General features: G+C 64.9%; 19 protein-coding genes. 6 read left to right on the top strand and 13 right to left on the bottom strand.

Features of this window, described 5'->3' with window-relative positions:
* Nucleotides 1-21: 21 nt before the first annotated feature.
* The 4 genes from prpB to IT472_RS10025 all read right to left on the bottom strand — a co-directional run bounded on the left by prpB (nucleotide 22) and on the right by IT472_RS10025 (nucleotide 4,100).
* Nucleotides 22-903: a methylisocitrate lyase gene (gene prpB, locus IT472_RS10010; RefSeq protein ID WP_297181349.1), complete on the bottom strand. Its 882-nt coding sequence runs from the start codon at nucleotides 901-903 to the stop codon at nucleotides 22-24.
* 73 nt (nucleotides 904-976) lie between these two features.
* Nucleotides 977-1,762 carry a DUF6090 family protein gene (locus IT472_RS10015; protein ID WP_297181350.1) on the bottom strand — a complete coding sequence of 262 codons (786 nt, stop codon included), beginning with the start codon at nucleotides 1,760-1,762 and terminating at the stop codon, nucleotides 977-979.
* 99 nt (nucleotides 1,763-1,861) lie between these two features.
* The gene (locus IT472_RS10020; RefSeq protein ID WP_297181351.1) at nucleotides 1,862-2,845 is read right to left on the bottom strand and encodes a malate dehydrogenase; all 984 of its coding nucleotides are present in this window, start codon (nucleotides 2,843-2,845) and stop codon (nucleotides 1,862-1,864) included.
* Nucleotides 2,846-2,900: 55 nt separating this feature from the next.
* On the bottom strand, nucleotides 2,901-4,100 hold the full coding sequence (locus IT472_RS10025; RefSeq protein WP_297181352.1) for an aminotransferase class I/II-fold pyridoxal phosphate-dependent enzyme: 1,200 nt from the start codon (nucleotides 4,098-4,100) through the stop codon (nucleotides 2,901-2,903).
* 256 nt (nucleotides 4,101-4,356) lie between these two features.
* Between IT472_RS10025 and IT472_RS10030 the strand changes: the two genes are divergently transcribed.
* Genes IT472_RS10030 through IT472_RS10040 form a run of 3 tightly spaced genes read left to right on the top strand, consistent with a single transcriptional unit; the run spans nucleotide 4,357 to nucleotide 6,745 of the window.
* Nucleotides 4,357-4,965, top strand: a complete 609-nt coding sequence (locus IT472_RS10030; RefSeq protein ID WP_297181353.1) for a hypothetical protein — start codon at nucleotides 4,357-4,359, stop codon at nucleotides 4,963-4,965.
* Nucleotides 4,962-6,170 carry a M48 family metallopeptidase gene (locus IT472_RS10035; protein WP_297181354.1) on the top strand — a complete coding sequence of 403 codons (1,209 nt, stop codon included), beginning with the start codon at nucleotides 4,962-4,964 and terminating at the stop codon, nucleotides 6,168-6,170. The genes IT472_RS10030 and IT472_RS10035 overlap by 4 nt, the downstream gene beginning before the upstream one ends.
* A complete protein-coding gene (locus IT472_RS10040; RefSeq protein ID WP_297181355.1) occupies nucleotides 6,167-6,745 on the top strand; it encodes a hypothetical protein in 579 nt (192 codons plus the stop codon). Before IT472_RS10035 ends, IT472_RS10040 begins: the two co-directional genes overlap by 4 nt.
* Nucleotides 6,746-6,866: 121 nt before the next feature.
* Here the strand turns inward: IT472_RS10040 and IT472_RS10045 are convergent, their stop codons facing one another.
* Nucleotides 6,867-7,361: a peptidylprolyl isomerase gene (locus IT472_RS10045; protein WP_297181356.1), complete on the bottom strand. Its 495-nt coding sequence runs from the start codon at nucleotides 7,359-7,361 to the stop codon at nucleotides 6,867-6,869.
* A 117-nt stretch (nucleotides 7,362-7,478) separates the two neighbouring features.
* Here IT472_RS10045 and typA point away from each other — a divergent pair, with 117 nt between their 5' ends.
* From typA to IT472_RS10060, 3 genes are all read left to right on the top strand, one after another.
* On the top strand, nucleotides 7,479-9,326 hold the full coding sequence (typA, locus tag IT472_RS10050) for a translational GTPase TypA (RefSeq protein WP_297181357.1): 1,848 nt from the start codon (nucleotides 7,479-7,481) through the stop codon (nucleotides 9,324-9,326).
* Nucleotides 9,327-9,378: 52 nt separating this feature from the next.
* Nucleotides 9,379-9,840 (top strand): DUF2127 domain-containing protein, encoded by a 462-nt coding sequence (locus IT472_RS10055; RefSeq protein WP_297181368.1) that lies wholly within the window; start codon nucleotides 9,379-9,381, stop codon nucleotides 9,838-9,840.
* A gap of 66 nt (nucleotides 9,841-9,906) precedes the next feature.
* Entirely contained in the window at nucleotides 9,907-11,544 is a 1,638-nt protein-coding gene (locus IT472_RS10060; protein WP_297181358.1) for an amidase, read from the top strand.
* Nucleotides 11,545-11,811: 267 nt separating this feature from the next.
* On the opposite strand, the gene IT472_RS10065 is transcribed toward IT472_RS10060, so the two are convergent.
* The 8 genes from IT472_RS10065 to secY form a co-directional block, all read right to left on the bottom strand.
* Nucleotides 11,812-13,188, bottom strand: coding sequence for a 3-deoxy-7-phosphoheptulonate synthase class II (locus tag IT472_RS10065; RefSeq protein ID WP_297181359.1), 1,377 nt, complete (start codon nucleotides 13,186-13,188; stop codon nucleotides 11,812-11,814).
* A gap of 65 nt (nucleotides 13,189-13,253) precedes the next feature.
* Nucleotides 13,254-13,772: a disulfide bond formation protein B gene (locus IT472_RS10070; RefSeq protein WP_297181360.1), complete on the bottom strand. Its 519-nt coding sequence runs from the start codon at nucleotides 13,770-13,772 to the stop codon at nucleotides 13,254-13,256.
* A 106-nt stretch (nucleotides 13,773-13,878) separates the two neighbouring features.
* Nucleotides 13,879-14,253 (bottom strand): 50S ribosomal protein L17, encoded by a 375-nt coding sequence (rplQ, locus tag IT472_RS10075; protein WP_297181361.1) that lies wholly within the window; start codon nucleotides 14,251-14,253, stop codon nucleotides 13,879-13,881.
* A gap of 279 nt (nucleotides 14,254-14,532) precedes the next feature.
* Nucleotides 14,533-15,531, bottom strand: coding sequence for a DNA-directed RNA polymerase subunit alpha (gene rpoA / locus IT472_RS10080; RefSeq protein WP_297181362.1), 999 nt, complete (start codon nucleotides 15,529-15,531; stop codon nucleotides 14,533-14,535).
* A gap of 49 nt (nucleotides 15,532-15,580) precedes the next feature.
* A complete protein-coding gene (rpsD, locus tag IT472_RS10085) occupies nucleotides 15,581-16,210 on the bottom strand; it encodes a 30S ribosomal protein S4 (RefSeq protein WP_297181363.1) in 630 nt (209 codons plus the stop codon).
* Between the two features lie 19 nt (nucleotides 16,211-16,229).
* Nucleotides 16,230-16,625: a 30S ribosomal protein S11 gene (gene rpsK, locus IT472_RS10090; RefSeq protein WP_297181364.1), complete on the bottom strand. Its 396-nt coding sequence runs from the start codon at nucleotides 16,623-16,625 to the stop codon at nucleotides 16,230-16,232.
* Between the two features lie 12 nt (nucleotides 16,626-16,637).
* Nucleotides 16,638-16,994: a 30S ribosomal protein S13 gene (gene rpsM, locus IT472_RS10095; protein WP_297181365.1), complete on the bottom strand. Its 357-nt coding sequence runs from the start codon at nucleotides 16,992-16,994 to the stop codon at nucleotides 16,638-16,640.
* A gap of 417 nt (nucleotides 16,995-17,411) precedes the next feature.
* On the bottom strand, nucleotides 17,412-18,764 hold the full coding sequence (secY, locus tag IT472_RS10100) for a preprotein translocase subunit SecY (protein ID WP_297181366.1): 1,353 nt from the start codon (nucleotides 18,762-18,764) through the stop codon (nucleotides 17,412-17,414).
* Nucleotides 18,765-18,792: the final 28 nt, after the last annotated feature.

Consider the following 18,792-nt stretch of genomic DNA (forward strand, 5'->3'; position numbering starts at 1 on the left):
CGGGAATGACGGGCATGGTTATTATTTCTGCGCAAACAGCGCGTCGAGCTTGTCCTCATAGGCGTGATAGCCCAGGAAGTCGTACAGCTCGGCCCGCGTCTGCAGGGTGTCGATGGTGTTCTTCTGGGTGCCTTCGCGACGCACGGTTTCATAGAAGCCCAACGCCGCCTTGTTCATCGCACGGTAGGCACCGCAGCAATACAGGGCCATGTCCACGCCCGCATCGCGCAGTTCGTCGGTGGTGTAGAACGGGGTCGAACCGAATTCGGTGAGGTTGGCGAGGATCGGCACCTGCACCGCCGCCTTGAACCGACGGTAATCGTCCAGCGACTGCATCGCCTCCGGGAAGATCATGTCGGCACCCGCCTCGACATAGGCGACAGCGCGTTCGATCGCCGCATCGATGCCTTCCACCGCAGCGGCATCGGTGCGCGCCATGATCACGAAGTCGCGATCACTGCGTGCATCCACCGCGGCCTTCACCCGATCGACCATCTCGCCCTTGCTCACCACTTCCTTGCCCGGACGATGGCCACAACGCTTCTGCCCGACCTGGTCCTCCATGTGCACCGCAGCCACACCGATGCGCTCGAAATTGCGGATGGTGCGACCGATGTTGAACGCCCCGCCCCAGCCGGTGTCGATATCGGCCAGCAGCGGCATGCCGGTGGCATCGACGATCCGGCGCGCATCGGTCAGCACGTCTTCCATCGTGCTGATGCCAAGATCCGGCATGCCCAGGGAATTGGCGGCAACGCCACCGCCAGACAGGTACAGCGCCTTGTAACCCACGCGCTTGGCCATCAGCCCGGCGTAGGCGGTGATCGCACCCATGACCTGCAAGGGGGTTTCGGCAGCGAGGGCGGCGCGAAAGCGCGCGCCGGAGGAGGTGGTCTGGCTCATGCGCCCCCCGGGAAAACGCACATTTTAGCGCAGCAGCCCCGGCATTGAACCCCCGCCATGCCGCGGCGCTGGATCAGGGCGCCGGTTTCACCGCAGGCGGGGCACCCTTGATCGCTGCCAGTGCGCGTTCCAGGAACACCACGTCGCCGCGGATGTTGGCCCAGGCGGTGAACACCTGCGAATACTGGTAGTGCAGTTCGCCTTTCAGCTGCGGATCGGCCCGCAGCGCCGCCGCCGTCGCCGCGAGTGTTTCCGCCGGCACCTGCAGTCGGCAGTCCGCCATGAAGCCGAGTACCTGCTCGGCGGCGTCGCGCACGTCGCTGCAGCCGGCACGGATGGCCTTCTGCGCCGTCAGCGGGATCAGCGCGCGCACATGCAGGCGGTAGCGCGAATCCTGCAGGTCCTCGAACGCATCGCGCACGCTCTCGCTCTCGTAGTAGGCGGCGATGCCGCTGGCCAGCAGGTCACGCGGCAACAGGCCGACATGCCCGGACGAGACGATCTCGTCCCAGGTAGCGCGCATCTGCCGCGCATTGCTGATCTCGCTGGCACGATAGGCGTAGATCACGGTGGCCTGCGGATCGCCATCGGCGTCCGCCAGCAGCGCATCGGCGCGATCGATGCTCGCCAGCACCGCGGCGTAATACGCGACCAGATTGCGCCGGAGCACCAGATCGTTCGCCAGTTCCGCCTGCAGGCGGTCGACATAGGCGCGTCCCAGCCGCTTGTCCGCCTGCGACTGGTTCCAGTTCGCGACCTGGATGCCGATGAACACGCCGAGCACGACAATGACCAAATCGAGCCCCACCGCGAACCAGTTCTGGGCTTTCACGTGATCGGTCAGTCGGCGCAGCTTCATGGCCGGACAAAGGTAACATCCGCCTCGCAGCCTGGATCAGAAAAAAAGCAAAAGGGCCGGCACCCGGCCAGCCCTTTGCTGATCCACTGTGGTGGCGGCTTACAGCAAGTGCGCCACGCCAGCGCGTTCTTCTTCCAGTTCCGCCAAGGTCTTGTTCATGCGCTCGCGGCTGAAGTCGTCGATCGGCAGGCCTTCGACGCGGCTGTATTCGCCGTTCGCGCAGGTCACCGGCACGCCGTAGATGATGCCTTCCGGGATGCCGTAGCTGCCGTCCGAGGGCACGCCCATCGTCACCCAGCCGCCATGGGTGCCCAGTGCCCAGTCGCGCATGTGGCAGATCGCGGCATTGGCCGCCGACGCCGCCGACGACAGGCCGCGCGCCTCGATGATCGCGGCGCCGCGCTTGCCGACCACCGGCAGGAAGGTGTTGGCATTCCAGTCGGCGTCGTTGATCGTGTCCTTGAGCGACTGACCGTTGGCGGTGGCGAAGCGGTAATCGGGATACATGGTCGGGCTGTGGTTGCCCCACACCGCCATCTTTTCGATGTCGGCGACGGCCACGCCGGCCTTGATCGCCAGCTGCGACAGCGCGCGGTTGTGGTCCAGGCGCAGCATCGCGGTGAAGTTCCTGGCCGGCAGGCTGGGTGCGGACTTCATCGCGATATAGGCATTGGTATTGGCCGGATTGCCGACCACCAGCACCTTGACGTTGCGGCTGGCGACCTTGTCCAGCGCCGCGCCCTGGGCTGTGAAGATCTTGGCGTTCTCCAGCAACAGGTCCTTGCGCTCCATGCCCGGGCCGCGCGGACGCGCGCCGACCAGCAAGGCGTAATCGGCATCCTTGAACGCGACTTCAGCGTCATCAGTGCCGACCATGCCGGCCAGCAGCGGGAAGGCACAATCCTCCAGTTCCATCATCACGCCCTTGAGTGCGGCCTGCGCTTTCTCCAGCGGCAGCTCAAGCATCTGCAGGATGACGGGCTGGTCCTTGCCCAGCATTTCGCCGGCGGCGATGCGGAACAACAGGGCATAACCGATTTGGCCGGCAGCGCCGGTGACGGCAACGCGAACGGGATGCTTCATGGGGTGTCTCCTCGACATGACGATGCGGCGCATGCGCCGCATCAATGGAATGAAATCAGGCCAATTCGGCGAAGAATTCCTGGATCCGGCCCAGCCCGGGCGCGAGCTGATCCGGCGGACAGGTGTAGCTGATCCGCAGCCCGCGCGGTTCGCCAAAGGCCGAGCCCGGCACGCAGGCAACGCCCTTGGCTTCGAGCAGGGCGCCACAGAAATCGACGTCGTTTTCGATCTTCACGCCGTTGTGCGACTTGCCGAACGCGCAGGCGATCTCCGGGAACACGTAGAACGCACCCCGCGGCACCGGGCAGACCACTCCGGGGATCGCGGTCAGCGCAGCAACGATCTGGTCGCGGCGGGCCTGGAATTCGGCGCACTTCTGGGTCGGCACGTCCTGCGGTCCGGCCAGCGCGGCGATGGCGGCAGCGGTGGCGATCTCGGGAAGGCTGGTGATGTGGTTTGAATTGAGCGTGGTCACCGCCTTCGCCACCGTCTCCGGCCCGACCATGAAGCCGACGCGCCAGCCTGGCATGCCATAGGTCTTCGACAGCGAATCGATGAAGACCGTGCGTTCGCGCAGCTCGGGGCGGAACTGGATGAAATTGGCGTATTCCAGCCCGTCGAACAGCATCCGGTTGTAGATGTCGTCGGTGATGATCCAGGTGTCCGGATGCCGCGCGATCACCTCGGCCAGCGCTGCGATTTCCTCGCGCGTGTAGACCATGCCGGTGGGATTGGACGGATTGTTGAACAGGAAGACCTTGGGCTTCTTTGCCAGCGCGGCATCGAGCTGGTCTGGCGTGAGCTTGTAGTACTGCGATGCCGGACATGGCAGCAGGTCGACCTTGGCATTCACGATTTCCGCGATGTCGAGGTAGCTTGTCCAGTACGGCACCGGGAACGCGATGGTGTCGCCTTCGTCCAGCAGGGCCTCGGCGAGGTTGTAGATCACCTGCTTGGCACCGATGCCGACCGCGCAGTTGGCGCGGGTGAAGCCGGTCAGTCCCAGTCCTTCAATGTGGCCGAGCAGGGCATCCAGCAGCGCATCACTGCCGCGATTGCTGCCGTACTGGCCGCTGTCTTTCGCAATCGCCTCGCGTGCGGCAGCATAGACGTGCTCGCCGGGAAGGAAATTGGGTACGCCGATGGAAAAATTGATGATGTCGCGGCCCTCCGCCTTCAGGCGCTTGGCCTTGTCGGCGATCACCATGATGGCACTGGGCTTGGCGCGACCGATGCGCCGTGCAAGTTGGGGCATGCAGGTAACCTCTGGAATCGGCCGCCGGAAGCGGCACTTGACGTGGGGGAACAACGTGGAAATCAGCTTTGGAATTTTAACACAACCGCCTATCGCTCCCTTGTCTTCCCCACCGTCGCGGAACGGGTTCCGCGGGCGTTTCGCGTCGCTACTCCTGGCCGCGTTGGTGCTGCTTTCCGGCTGTGCCTCAACCAGCGTTCGCACAGTCCGCGACGCCAGCGGACAGCCGCTCGCGCTGCGCGGCACAGTGGTCCTAGTGGAACCCGACATCGAACTGTCCGAAGTCATGGCCGGTGGCATGGCCGAGCCGCGCCGCGAATGGACATCGGCAGCACGCCTGCTGTACCCGCAGGCAGCGCGCGAGGCGCTCGCCAGACAGGGCATCGGCACCCGTCCCGATTACCTGCTTCCCGCCGCCGCTGGCCCAGACGACCCGCGCCGCCAGATCACCCTGCTCAGCCAGGCGGTCTCGCTGAGCATCCTGCAATACAGCAGCACCGCAAACTCGAGGGCGCTGCGCAACAAGCACGGTCGCTTCGATTGGTCGCTTGGCCCGGGCGTCGCCGTCCTGCGCGAGGCAACCGGCGCGGATTACGCCCTCTTCACCTATATCCGCGACAGCTACGCCAGTGGAGGTCGTACCGCAATGCGGATCGCCGGACTGCTCCTGCTCGGCGGCGACATCGGCGGCGGCATGCAGGTTGGCGTGGCTTCGCTGGTGGATCTGCGCACCGGACAGGTGGTCTGGCACAACCTGCTGGTGAACCAGGCCGGGGATCTTCGCAACCTCGCCGGAGCGCGCGAAACGACCAGCCATTTGCTCAAGGGCGTGCGCGGCCAGGCGCCAGTGGAGTCGCAACCATGAAGGCCTCCAGAGTCCTGTTGGTGGCATTGGCGACAGTGGTCGTGGCGCCAGTGCACGCCCATGCTGCCCCTTTGGCGCCTCCAGCCACGCATCAGCAAACCTCGACGGCATCGCCTGCGCCAGGCAACCAGCCCGCGGTGAGTGGCGACGAGGCCGAGTTGTTGTACGCGATGGAACGGGCGGAAACCGAGCTCAAGCGCTCACCGCTGCTGGTGCGCGATCCGGCGCTCAATGGCTACGTCCGCGGCGTCGCCTGCAAGGTGGCCGGGGACCAGTGCGCCAACATCCGCGTCTACATCGTGGACGTGCCGCAGTTCAATGCCAGCATGGCGCCGAACGGCATGCTCGTGCTGTGGACAGGCGCTCTGCTGCGGATGCGCAACGAGGCCGAGCTTGCCTACGTCCTGGGCCATGAAATTGGCCACTACACCGCCCGCCATTCGCTGCAGCAATGGCGACGGCTCAAGAGCGCCAGCGCGTGGATGAGCGTGTTCCAACTCGTCGCCTACGGTGCAGGCGCAGGGGGTGTGGCGCAACTGGGGACCCTGGCCGGTAGCGCGGCGCTGTTCAAGTATTCACGCGACATGGAACGCGAGGCGGATCGCCTGGGCTTCGCCAGCGTGGTATCGCACCGTTGGGCACCACATGCCGGGGCAGACCTGTGGGCACGGATGTGGCGCGAGGAACAAACCCGCAAATACGACCGCCCGCTGACGCTGTTCTCGACTCACCCGGCATCGCAAGAACGACTGAACGACATCAAGGCGGCGTCCATGGCCATGGTCGCCCCCCCCACCGACCTCGGGCGCGAGCGCTACCGTGCAGCGGTTCACCCACTGTTTCCGAAGCTCCTTGAGGAGGAACTGGCGCAGCGCCGTTATGCCGGCTCGATCCTGGTCATCGGTGAGTTGCTGGAGGATGCACCGACGGAAGACCAGGGGCTGCTCACGTTCTCTCTCGGCGAAGCGTACCGACGCCGCGGACTGAACGACGACCGCGCGAAAGCGGCTGATTTCTACGCGCGCGCCATCGCCCTGCCCGGCGCCCCGGCCCAAGCTTGGCGCGAATACGGATTCACCCGCCGCGATGCAGGCGACACTGCCACGGCAATGGATGCGCTGCGGCGCTACTTGCGCGATGCCCCGGATGCCGACGACCAGGCCTTCATCCGGCGCGAACTGGAAAAAATCGGAGGCTCCCCATGACACTCCTGCGCCGACTTGCCATCCACCTGCTGATCCTGATGCTGGCCGCCTGCGCCAGCGGTGGACCGCTGGTGACCGCAGGCCGTACCACCGCTGGCAGCCACCTGAGCATCGACGCCGGGATGGAATGGACTCGAATGGGCGACCTGCGCGAACAGTTGTGGACCATCGACGGTCCATTGCTGAACTCGCTGCACCTGATCCCGACCGTGCGCGAACGCGATTTCGTCTTCCTCGGCAGGCGCCAGACCAAGCGTCGCCCGGACGGCGCGTTCTATCACCGCGGCATGCGCCCGGACGAACTGCGTGACCTGATCGCCGACGGTCTGCGCGAAGCCGGTGCCGTCAACGTGACAACCGCCAACCTGCGGCCGGCAACGTTCGGCGATCGCGAGGGATTCCGCTTCGAAATGACCCTGGACAGTGAAAGCGGCCTGAAATACAGGGCAATGGCCGCCGCCTTCGAGCACGAAAAGGGCCTTGCGCTGGCGTTGTACTACGCACCCGCCGAGTACTACTACCCACGCGACGCCGCCAAGGTCGATCTGATGCTGGATTCACTGCGCTGGAAGTGACGGCCCCTCTCCCACCGGGAGAGGGGTTGGGGTGAGGGTCCACCAGCCAACGCCATTCGGTGCCAGCGGACCCTCATCCGGCCCTGCGGGCCACCTTCTCCCGGAGGGAAAAGGAAATACGTCACGCCGCCAGATGCTTGTTCCACTCGGCAACCCGATCGGACTTGGCTGCCAGCACAGCCGCCGCGTCGCCTTCGATCTTGATCGACTTGATCCTGTCGCCCTGCTTGATCGCATCGACCACGTCCTGGCCCGCGATGACCTTGCCGAACACGGTGTGCCGGCCATCCAGGTGGCCGCAGGGCACGTGGGTGATGAAGAACTGGCTGCCATTGGTATTGGGGCCGGCATTGGCCATCGACAGCACCCCGCGTTCGTGGCGCAGGCCATTGCGGGTCTCGTCCTCGAAACGGTAACCGGGACCACCACGGCCGGACCCTTCCGGGCAACCGCCCTGGATCATGAAGTCCGGGATCACGCGGTGGAAATTCAGCCCATCGTAGAACCCATGCTGGGCAAGGTTCACGAAATTGGCCACCGTCAGCGGCGCCTTGTCGGCGGCAAGCTCCACACGAATGGCTCCGCGATCGGTCTCGAAATTGGCAATCAGGCTCATCGAACATTCTCCAGGCACCGGAACGGTGCGTTGACCGGATATAATAGCGGGCTCCCTCATTTTCAACGCTGCGCGCCCGCGCCTGCGGAACGTGCAGCGTTTCTGGTCCCAGAACTAATGTCCGCCCAACGCCTTCGCAACATCGCCATCGTCGCCCACGTCGACCATGGCAAAACCACCCTCGTCGACCAGCTGCTCAAGCAGTCCGGCACCCTTGATGCCCGCGCCGCCACGCCCGAGCGGGTGATGGACAGCGGTGACATCGAAAAGGAACGCGGGATCACGATCCTCTCGAAGAACACCGCGATCCGCTGGACCGATCCGCGCAGCGGCGAGCAATGGCGCATCAACATCGTCGACACCCCCGGCCACGCCGACTTCGGCGGCGAGGTCGAGCGCGTGCTGTCGATGGTGGATTCGGTGCTGATCCTGGTCGATGCGATGGACGGGCCGATGCCGCAAACGCGGTTCGTCACCCAGAAAGCATTCGCAATGGGCTTCAAGCCAATTGTCGTCATCAACAAGGTCGACCGCCCCGGCGCACGCCCGGACTGGGTGCTGGACCAGACCTTCGACCTGTTCGACCGGCTCGGCGCCACCAACGAGCAGCTCGACTTCACCACCATCTACGCCAGCGGCCTGCAAGGCTATGCCGGACTCGACGACAGCGTGCGCAGCGGCGACATGACGCCTCTGTTCGAAGCCATCTGCGACCACGTTCCCGCCCCGGCAGTGGATCCCGAAGGCCCGTTCCAGATGCGGGTGTCTTCACTCGACTACAACAACTACGTCGGCGTGATTGGCGTCGGTCGCATCCAGCGCGGCAAGGTCAAGCCCAACCAGCTGGTGACCGTGGTTGCCGCCGACGGTTCGAGGCGCAATGCCAAGGTGCTGCAGGTGCTCGGCTTCATGGGCCTGGAACGGATCGAGGTGGCCGAAGCCAGCGCCGGCGACATCATCGCCTTCTCCGGCATCGAGGGCATCGGCATCTCCGACACCCTGTGCGATCCCGTCGCCGTCGAACAGCTGCCGGTGCTTGCCGTGGACGAGCCGACCATCAGCATGGGCTTCCAGGTCAACGATTCGCCATTCGCCGGGGTCAAGGACCGCAGCGGCGGCAAGTTCCTGACCTCGCGCCAATTGCGCGACCGGCTTACCCGCGAGACCCAGCACAACGTCGCCCTGAGGGTGGAAGACACCGCGGATGCCGACAAGTTCAAGGTCAGCGGGCGCGGCGAACTGCACCTGTCGATCCTGATCGAAACCATGCGCCGCGAAGGTTACGAGATGGCCGTTTCACGCCCCGAAGTCATCCTCAAGACCATCGACGGCGCCGTCTGCGAGCCCTACGAGACCTTGGTGGTCGACCTCGACGAGCAATTCCAGGGTGGCGTCATGGGGCGTCTCGGCGAACGCCGTGCGCAGTTGCAGAACATGGCCCCGGACGGCAAGGGACGGGTCCGCCTCGACTACATCATTCCCGCGCGCGGGCTGATCGGTTTCCAGACCGAATTCCGCACCCTCACCGCCGGCACCGGGCTGATGTTCCACATGTTCGACCACTACGGCCCGCGCGGCGAAGGCAGCATCGGCCAGCGCCAGAACGGCGTGCTGATCTCCAACGGCACCGGCAGTTCGCCCGCCTATGCGCAGGGTGCAATGCAGGAGCGTGGCCGTCTGTTCATCGAGCCGGGCGAGGAAATCTACGAAGGCCAGATCGTCGGCATCCATGCCAAGGACAACGACCTCACCGTCAACGCGCTGCGCGGCAAGCAGCTGACCAACTTCCGCGCCGCCGGCAAGGACGACGACGAAGGCCTGATCCCGCCGATCAAGTTCTCGCTGGAACAGGCGCTGGAATTCATCGACGACGACGAGTTGGTGGAAGTGACACCCAGGCAGATCCGCCTGCGCAAGAAGTTCCGCACCGAGATCGACCGCAAGCGGGCGACGCGTGCGGCCTGAGCCGCCAGCCAACACGCTACGGGAAACCGGTTCGATTTCAGCCGGTTCTCCACTGCGCAACTACAACCCAAGCCCGCGCGCCCATCCTGGCCTGCACGCGATTGCGGTGGTCGAAATCGGCAAGGGCCTGCTGGCGCTGCTGGCGGCCAGCGGGCTGGAAATCCTCGGGCCAGCACCCCTGCAGCACTGGATCCACGAACTGATCTTCCGCTTCCAACTCGATCCCCACCATGGCGCGATGTCGTGGCTGGTCACCGCCATCAATCCCGGCGGCGTGCACCTGGCCGCCGCCATCGCCGCACTCTACGGCGTCATGCACGTCCTCGAAGGTTGGGGCTTGTGGCATGCCAAGGCCTGGGCCTCCTGGTTGGGCTGCGTCACCGTCGCGCTCTACCTGCCCTTTGACCTCTACGCACTCGTCCGCCATCCGGGCTGGCTGGCTTGGTGCGTGGTTGCGATCAACCTGATCGTGCTGTGGGTGCTCGCGCGCGATCTGCTCATGCGGCGACGTTGATTCCTCATTTGCGGCCCAACTGCAAACACGGGATGCTTGTGCGCCCCCACACTGCGGAATCCCACCATGCGACGCCTGCCGCTCGCCCTCGTCCTCGCCCTCGGCCTGGCCCTGCTTGCCGCTTGCCAGCAGCCTGCTCCGCCAGCGACATCGACGACTCCGGCACCGCCTGCCGCGGCACGGAGAGGGGAATCCCCGCCCGCGTTTGCGTTCGAAGAAGCGACCATTGCCGAACTGCAACAGAAGATGCAATCCGGGGCGCTCACCAGCCATGCCTTGGTGCAGGCCTACCTCGATCGGATCAAGGCGGTCGACAACGCGGGCCCTGCACTCAATGCGGTGATCGAACTCAATCCTGACGCGCTCAAGGACGCCGACGCGCTCGACGCCGAGCGCAAGGCGGGCAAGGTCCGTGGACCGCTGCACGGCATCCCGGTGCTGCTCAAGGACAACATCGACGCCACGCCGATGGTCAATTCCGCAGGTTCGTTGGCGCTTGCCGACAACCGCCCCGCGGTGGATGCGTTCCTCGTTGCAAGACTGCGCGCTGCAGGTGCGGTGATCCTCGGCAAGACCAACCTGTCGGAGTGGGCCAATTTCCGCTCCAGCCGGGCAACCTCCGGATGGAGTGGACGCGGCGGCCAGACCCGAAGCCCATACGCACTCGATCGCAATCCCTGCGGATCGAGTTCAGGAACCGGCACGGCGATTGCCGCCAACCTCGCCACCCTTGGCATCGGCACCGAGACAGACGGCAGCATCATCTGCCCATCGGCGGTCGCCGGCCTGGTCGGAATCAAGCCGACCGTAGGCCTGGTCAGCCGCAGCGGGATCATCCCGATCTCGATCTCGCAGGACACCGCTGGCCCAATGACGCGCAGCGTGGCCGATGCCGCAGCCTTGCTGACCGTGATCGCCGCCCCGGATGCCAGCGATCCGGCCGCTTCGGAGCGCGCCGACGCCACGCCGATCGATTACACCGCCCATCTCAAGCCCGATGCCCTGCGCGGGGCACGGATCGGGGTCGTGCGCAAGCTGATGGGCTACCACCCAGACACCGATGCCGCCATGGAGCGCGCCATCACGGCACTGAAGCGTGAAGGCGCCACCGTGGTCGACGTCGAGATCCCGACGCTTGGACAATGGGATGACGACGAGTACCGGGTCCTGCTGTACGAGTTCAAGGACGGCCTGAATCGATACCTTGCCACCGCAGGAGCGACGCATAAATCGCTGGCCGACTTGATCGCATTCAACGATGCCAACGCGGCGCAGGAAATGCCGAGCTTCGGGCAGGAGACCTTCGTGATGGCCAATGCCATGGGGCCACTGACCGAGCCGGCCTACCTTGCCGCGCGCGACCGGGTCCGTCGTCTGGCGGGGCCCCAAGGCATCGACGCAGCCTTGCGGTCGCAACAGTTGGATGCATTGATCGCACCGGCCATGTCACCGGCGTGGGTGACCGACCCAGTCGACGGCGACCATTTCATCGGCGCCGGCTACGGTCCTGCCGCCGCTGCCCGCTATCCGAGCTTGACCGTGCCGATGGGCATGATCCACGGCCTGCCGGTCGGCCTTGTGTTCCTCGGACCGGCCTGGAGCGAACCACGCCTGATCGAGTTGGGTTATGCCTTCGAGCAAGTCACCCGCGCACGGCAACCGCCGCGGTTCCTTCGGACGGTGGCTGTCACCGCCCCCGAGTGATCCGAACTGGCGCAGGCGTGGTAATGCGCCAATGCGCTAAGACGCCAATGCGCCAAGGCAATGTTGTACCAGCCCCTCCTAGACGTGTCAGCACACGCTGCGTCCGGTGCAGGCCCGGGCTCGGCTCACACGCATCAATCACTTGCATCTTTGGTGCCTGCCAACCATCCACGGCTGGCGAAAACCTCCGAGTTGGCCGGAGGTTCCCTGGCGCATCATGAATCCACGCGCCGAGCAGGAATTTCGCTCGGCGGATGCCACGTCGGCTCACGCGTCGACCACGCCCCGCTTGCCTACGATCAGCATGGCGATTTCCAGCGACTGCTCGTAGTTCAGCCGTGGATCCACGGTGCTGCGGTAATCGCGGTGCAGGTCTTCCTCGGTGAGTTGGCGCGCACCGCCAAGGCATTCGGTGACGTTCTCGCCGGTCAATTCCAGATGCACGCCACCCAGCCGGGTGCCCGCCGCCGCGTGCAGGTCGAACGCCTGCTCGATCTCCGCCCGGATGTTCCTGAACCGACGGGTCTTGAAGCCATTGCTGGTGGACTCGGTGTTGCCGTGCATCGGATCGCACACCCAAAGCACCCGCCGCCCCTCGCGACGCACGGCATCCAGTAGTGGCGGCAACTTCTCGGAAATCTGCCCCGCGCCCATGCGATGGATCAACGCCAGGCGCCCCGGCTCGTCATCCGGGTTGAGTGCATCGATCAGACGCAGCAAGGCATCCGGGGTCACCGAGGAACCAACCTTCACCGCAATCGGATTGGCGATCCCGCGGAAATACTCGACGTGCGCCCCATCCAGCGCCGCAGTGCGCATGCCGATCCACGGGAAATGGGTGCTCAGATTGAACCACCCGTCGGCGCGTGGCACTTGGCGGGTCTGTGCCTCCTCGTAGGGCAGCAGCAGGGCCTCATGCGAAGTGTAGAACGCCACCCGTGACAGGCTCTGCATCCGCCGTCCAACCAGGATCTCGGTGAACCGGACCGCATCGCCGATCGCCGTGACCATCCTCTGGTATTCGGCCGCATTCGGTGACTGGTCCACCCAGCCCAACCCCCAGAATTCCGGATGGTGCAGGTCCGCGAAACCACCGTCGATCAGCGAGCGTACGAAGTTCATCGTCATCGCGCTGCGCGCATGCGCCTTGATCATCCGGCGCGGATCGGGGCGGCGCGCCGATTCGGTGAAGTCGGGCCCATTGACGATGTCCCCACGGTAGCTCGGCAAGGTCACGCCATCACGCGTCTCCGTGTCTGCCGAGCGCGGCTTGGCGTATTGCCCGGCAAAGCGCCCCACCCGCACGACCGGGAGCTTCAGCCCGTGCACCAGCACCAGGCTCATCTGCAACAGCACCTTGAGTCGGTTGGTGATCGTGTCCGAACAGCATTCTGAAAAATTCTCGGCGCAATCGCCGCCTTGCAACAGGAAGGCCTTGCCTTCCTGCGCATCCGCAATCTGCTGCTTGAGACTGAGGATTTCCCGCGAAGTGACCAGCGGCGGCAGTTGCTTCAACTCGTCGCAGCAGGTCTCCAGGTCCGAGGCATCCGTGTAGATCGGCTGTTGTTGCGCCACCCGTGCACGCCAACTGTCGGGTGACCAAGGATCTGTGGTTGGGATCGACTGAAGGCGGACGCTGGACATGGCGGGATCGGCGGCTTCGGATGCTGCATTGCATCATCCACGACAGGCGACCTGTTGCGCAAGCCTCAACCCAGCAATTTGCGGGAATTACGACCTTTGAATCCGGCATACAGGGCGCCCAATCCCAGCCCGACGAACCACAGGAAGGTCCACATCGGCATCGACAGGCCGAGGAAGGCCCAGTCGATGTTGGCGCAGTCACCGGTGGCTTGCAGCACCTTGCGCGCCGCGCCCAGCCAGGAATACTGCTCGACGATGTAGTTGAGCCCAGGCCCGCAGGTCGGCATCCCCGGCGGATACATCTGCACCCAACTGTGCCGCCCGGCGTACGCCATCCCGGCAACGGCAGGGAGGAAGGCCAGCACACCCCAGGCACGACGTCCGGCCGCAGCCTTCGGCGCATGCAGGCCACCGAACAGGAACATCAGGCCAAGCGCGGCGAAACACAGGCGCTGGAAGATGCAGAACGGGCACGGTTCGATGCCGAGCTGGAACTGCACGTACAGGGCGTAGCCCAGCAAGCCGGCACAGGCGAGAAAGCCGGTCAGGAACTGCGCGCGAAACGACCAACGAAATGGATTCATGCCGTCATCTTCAGTGGTTCCCTTCGATTATCCGGCATTCCGCGCAAAACGAAAAACCCCGGCATGACCGGGGTTTTCCTGATTCCTGCGCTGGCGACCGGATGGATCAGTCGGCAGCCTGCTGCGGGCGATCCACCAGTTCGACATACGCCATTGGCGCATTGTCACCGGCGCGGAAGCCGCACTTGAGGATGCGCAGGTAGCCGCCAGGACGCTGCGCATAGCGCGGGCCGAGCACGGTGAACAGGGTGCCCACCGCCTCTTTGTCGCGCAGGCGCGAGAACGCCAGACGGCGATTGGCCACGCCATCGGTCTTGGCCAGGGTGATCAGCGGCTCGGCGACGCGGCGCAGCTCCTTGGCCTTGGGCAGGGTGGTGCGGATGATTTCGTGCTTGATCAGCGACGCCGCCATGTTCGTGAACATCACCTGGCGATGGGCGCTGGTGCGGTTGAACTTGCGGCCGGATTTCTGGTGGCGCATGGGAGTGACTCCGTTTGAATGGTGGAACGATTGGACTTCGCTGTCGCCATCCTGGCGTTTGCTCGCAGGTCGCGAGCGGGTGGACTGCGGGTGGCCCGTGCCGGCATCCCTTGCCGGTCATGCCGCGAGCCTGAGGCTCGTCGGCGAAAAGCTTGGCAACTGATGATTCGCCAAACCAAACCTCAGGGCGGGTCTTGACCCGCCACTGTGGTCATTTGACAGGCGATTGCCCGCCAAACTCATGGAACCGCGGGCGGGTCGAAACCCGCCCCACGTGGATCAACCCAGCATGCCGTGGGCGGCGACGCCGGCCGGCGGCCAGTTCTCCAGCTTCATGCCCAGCGACAAACCACGCTGCGCCAGCACTTCCTTGATCTCGGTGAGCGACTTCTTGCCGAGGTTCGGGGTCTTGAGCAGTTCGACTTCGGTCTTCTGGATCAGATCGCCGATGAAGTAGATGCTCTCGGCCTTGAGGCAGTTGGCCGAACGCACGGTCAGCTCCAGGTCGTCGATCGGGCGCAGCAGCACAGGATCAACGCTGGTGTGCGCCGGCTTGGCGGCGCCGCGCTCACGGCTGGTGAAATCACCGAACACCGAGAGCTGGTCGCTGAGGATGTCGGCGGCGGTGCGCACCGCTTCCTCGGCATCGATCGTGCCATCGGTCTCGATGTCCAGCACCAGCTTGTCGAGGTCGGTGCGCTGTTCGACGCGCGCGGCTTCCACCGCGTAGGCGACCTTGCGCACCGGCGAGAACGAGGCGTCCAGCATCAGGCGCCCGATCGTGCGGGACTCTTCGTCCGGGCGGCGACGGGCCACAGCCGGCTGATAGCCAAAACCACGACTGATGGTCAGGCGCATGTTCAGCGCCACGTCCTTGGTCAGGCTGGCGATGACATGGCCGGGATTGAGCACGTCGACGTTGTGGCTGGTCTTGATGTCGCCGGCGGTGACGATGCCCGGGCCCTGCTTGCGCAGTTCCAGCACATCGCTGTCGCCGTTGTGCATGCGCAGGGCAACGTCCTTGAGGTTGAGCAGCACCTCGAGTACGTCTTCCTGCAGGCCTTCGACCGTGGTGTACTCGTGAAGCACGCCGTCGATTTCGACCTCGGTGATCGCAAAACCCGGGATCGAAGACAGCAGCACGCGCCGCAGCGCGTTGCCGAGGGTGTGTCCATAGCCGCGTTCCAGCGGCTCGATCACGACCTTGGCGCGGGTGTCGTTGATACGCTCGATCTGCGGCCCGCGCGGGCGCATGACTTGGGTGGCGGTAGCCGTCATTCGTTGAGTCTCCTGCTGGCCCGCGCGAACGCGGGCCGATGACAATGGCTTACTTCGAGTAGAGCTCGACGATCAGCGCTTCGTTGATGTCGCTGGGCAGATCGGCGCGATCCGGAACGGCCTTGAACACGCCGCTGAACTTGCCGGCATCGACCTCGATCCACGACGGCGTCAGGTTCATCTGCTCGGACACCGTCAGCGACTCCTTGACGCGGAGCTGCTGCTGGGCCTTTTCCGACAGCGCAATCGAATCACCGGCGCGGATCGCGAAGGACGGCAGGTTGACCGGCTTGCCGTTGACCATCACGCCACGGTGGCTGACCAGCTGGCGGGCGGCCGGCCGGGTGACCGCAAAACCCATCCGGTAGACGACGTTGTCCAATCGGGTTTCCAGCAGGCGCAGCAGGTTTTCGCCGGTGTTGCCCTTGCGGGTCGCGGCCTTCTTGTAATAGTTGCGGAACTGGCGCTCCAGCAGGCCATAGGTGCGCTTGACCTTCTGCTTCTCGCGCAACTGGGTGGCGTAGTCGGACAGTTTGCCACGACGCGCGGTGGCGCCGTGCTGGCCGGGCTTCTGCTCCAGCTTGCACTTGGAGTCGAGCGCACGTGCCGGGGACTTCAGCGACAGATCGGCGCCTTCGCGGCGCGCGAGCTTGCAGGTGGGACCGAGATAACGAGCCATGTTCTAGTGCTCCCGTGCGTCAGACGCGACGCTTCTTCGGCGGACGGCACCCGTTGTGCGGGATCGGCGTCACGTCGATGATGTTGGTGATCTTGTAGCCCACGTTGTTCAGCGAGCGGACGGCGGACTCACGACCCGGACCCGGGCCCTTGATGCGCACTTCCAGCGACTTCACGCCGTAATCCAGCGCCGCCTTGCCCGCCTTCTCGGCGGCCACCTGCGCGGCAAACGGCGTGGACTTGCGCGAACCGCGGAAGCCTGCGCCGCCGGAGGTTGCCCAGGAAAGCGCATTGCCCTGGCGATCGGTGATGGTGATGATGGTGTTGTTGAACGACGCGTGCACGTGCGCAATGCCGTCGGTGACGACGCGACGCACCTTCTTCTTGGTACGAGTTGCTGCTGCCGGTTTGGCCATGGTCTGGACTCCTTACTTCTTGATGGCCTTGCGCGGGCCCTTGCGGGTACGCGCATTGGTGCGGGTCCGCTGACCACGCACCGGCAAGCCGCGACGGTGCCGCAGGCCACGGTAGCTGCCGAGGTCCATCAGGCGCTTGATCGCCATGCCAACCTCGCGGCGCAGGTCGCCTTCGACGACGTACTTGCCGACTTCAGCGCGCAGGCGCTCGACTTCAGGCTCGGACAGGTCGCGGATCTTGGTCGCGGCATTGACGCCGGCGGATTCGCAGACCTTCCGGGAACGGGTACGGCCAATGCCGTAGATGCTTTGCAGCCCGACCCAGACATGCTTCTGGGCAGGCAGGTTGACGCCAGCGATACGCGCCATGAGGCGATCTCCGATGAACGATAGTGCGACGAAAGCGAATTCCGACGCAGTGAACAAGAAATTATATACGGATCCCGAGCATACTGGAAGCCATGACGCCGAAGCGCCACGACCCGGCATGGGGAGAGTGCCCATGCTCCGGCGAAAGCCCCGGATCGCGGGAGGTCTTGCGCAGCCGCCTCCAAACGGCGGCCCGCGCATCCAAGTCGACCTCCATCCAGCCATCCTGGCCAGATGCCCGCCCGGGCCGAAGCCCGGACTCGCCCCGCACGCTTCTCCGGCGCGCGGATCGATCCAGGGCAACCCACGCGCGGGACCGCCGCGCAAGTCGCCCATTTGCTGGTTCGCGCGAATGCCGAACCAGCGGTTGTCACAAGGCTTCCCGAGCAGGGAAGCCGGTGGATCGCATCGCGCCAATCAGCGCGGGCGCGAACCGCCCTTCAAATTCGCCTTCTTCAACAGGCTTTCGTACTGGTGGGACATCAAGTGCGCCTGCACCTGGGCGATGAAGTCCATCACCACCACCACCACGATCAGCAGCGAGGTGCCACCGAAGTAGAACGAAGCGCCGAGGCCCGTGCGCATGTACTCCGGCAGCAGGCAGACCAGCACCAGGTACAGGGCACCCGCCGCAGTCAGTCGCGTCAACACGCCATCGATGTATTCGCCGGTGGCCTTGCCTGGACGGATGCCCGGGATCAGCGCCCCCGACTTCTTCAGGTTGTCGGCGGTTTCCTGCGAGTTGAACACCAGCGCGGTGTAGAAGAATGCGAATCCGATGATCAGCCCGGCCAAGAGAATCATGTACAGCGGCTCGCCGGGGGACAGCATCTGGCTGACTTTCTGCAGCCAGACCGTGTACTGGCTGCCGGATTTCCCGAACCAAGTCGAGGCGGTGGCCGGGAACATGATGATCGACGACGCAAAGATCGGCGGGATCACGCCCGACATGTTGAGCTTGAGCGGCAGGAACGAACTCTGGTTCTGGTAACCGCCGCGGCCACCTTGGCGGCGGGCATAGTTCACGGTGATTCGGCGTTGCCCGCTTTCCATGAACACCACGAACCAGGTGACGGCCAGCACGATCGCCAGGATGAAGAACACCGTGATCCACTGCATGTCACCGCTGTTGGCCTGCTGCAGGGTATTGATCACTGCGCCCGGCAAGCCCGCCACGATGCCGGCGAAGATGATCAGCGACACGCCGTTGCCGATGCCGCGTTCGGTGACTTGCTCACCCAGCCACATCAGGAACACGGTGCCCGCGGTCAGCGACACGATCGCGGTCAGCACGAAGCCGGGGCCCGGGTTATACACCACCGAAATGCCGGCGCCCGCACCTTGGTTCTGCAACGCAATGGCAATACCGGCCGACTGGAAGATAGCCAGGAACACCGAGGAGACACGCGAATACTGGGTGATCTTGCGCCGCCCGGATTCGCCCTCCTTCTGCATCGCCTTCAGGCTGGGGACGACCTGCACCAGCAGCTGCATCACGATCGACGCCGAGATGTACGGCATCACGTTCAGCGCGAACAGGCTGAAACGCGCAAGCGCACCGCCGGAGAACATGTTGAACATGTCCACGATGGTGCCCTTCTGTGTATCCATCAACTGCAGCATCGCCTCGGGATTGACCCCGGGCACCGGGATGTAGCAACCCAGTCGATAAACGATCAGCGCCCCGACCACGAACAGCAGCCGGGAACGCAGCTCCGCGAACTTGCCGGCGCCGAGCAGCCCGGCCATCGATTCCGCGCTTCGCGACATGCGCCGCTTACTCCGCCAGGCTGCCGCC

It is taken from the genome of Thermomonas sp., assembly GCF_020850895.1.
GTDB lineage: Bacteria > Pseudomonadota > Gammaproteobacteria > Xanthomonadales > Xanthomonadaceae > Thermomonas.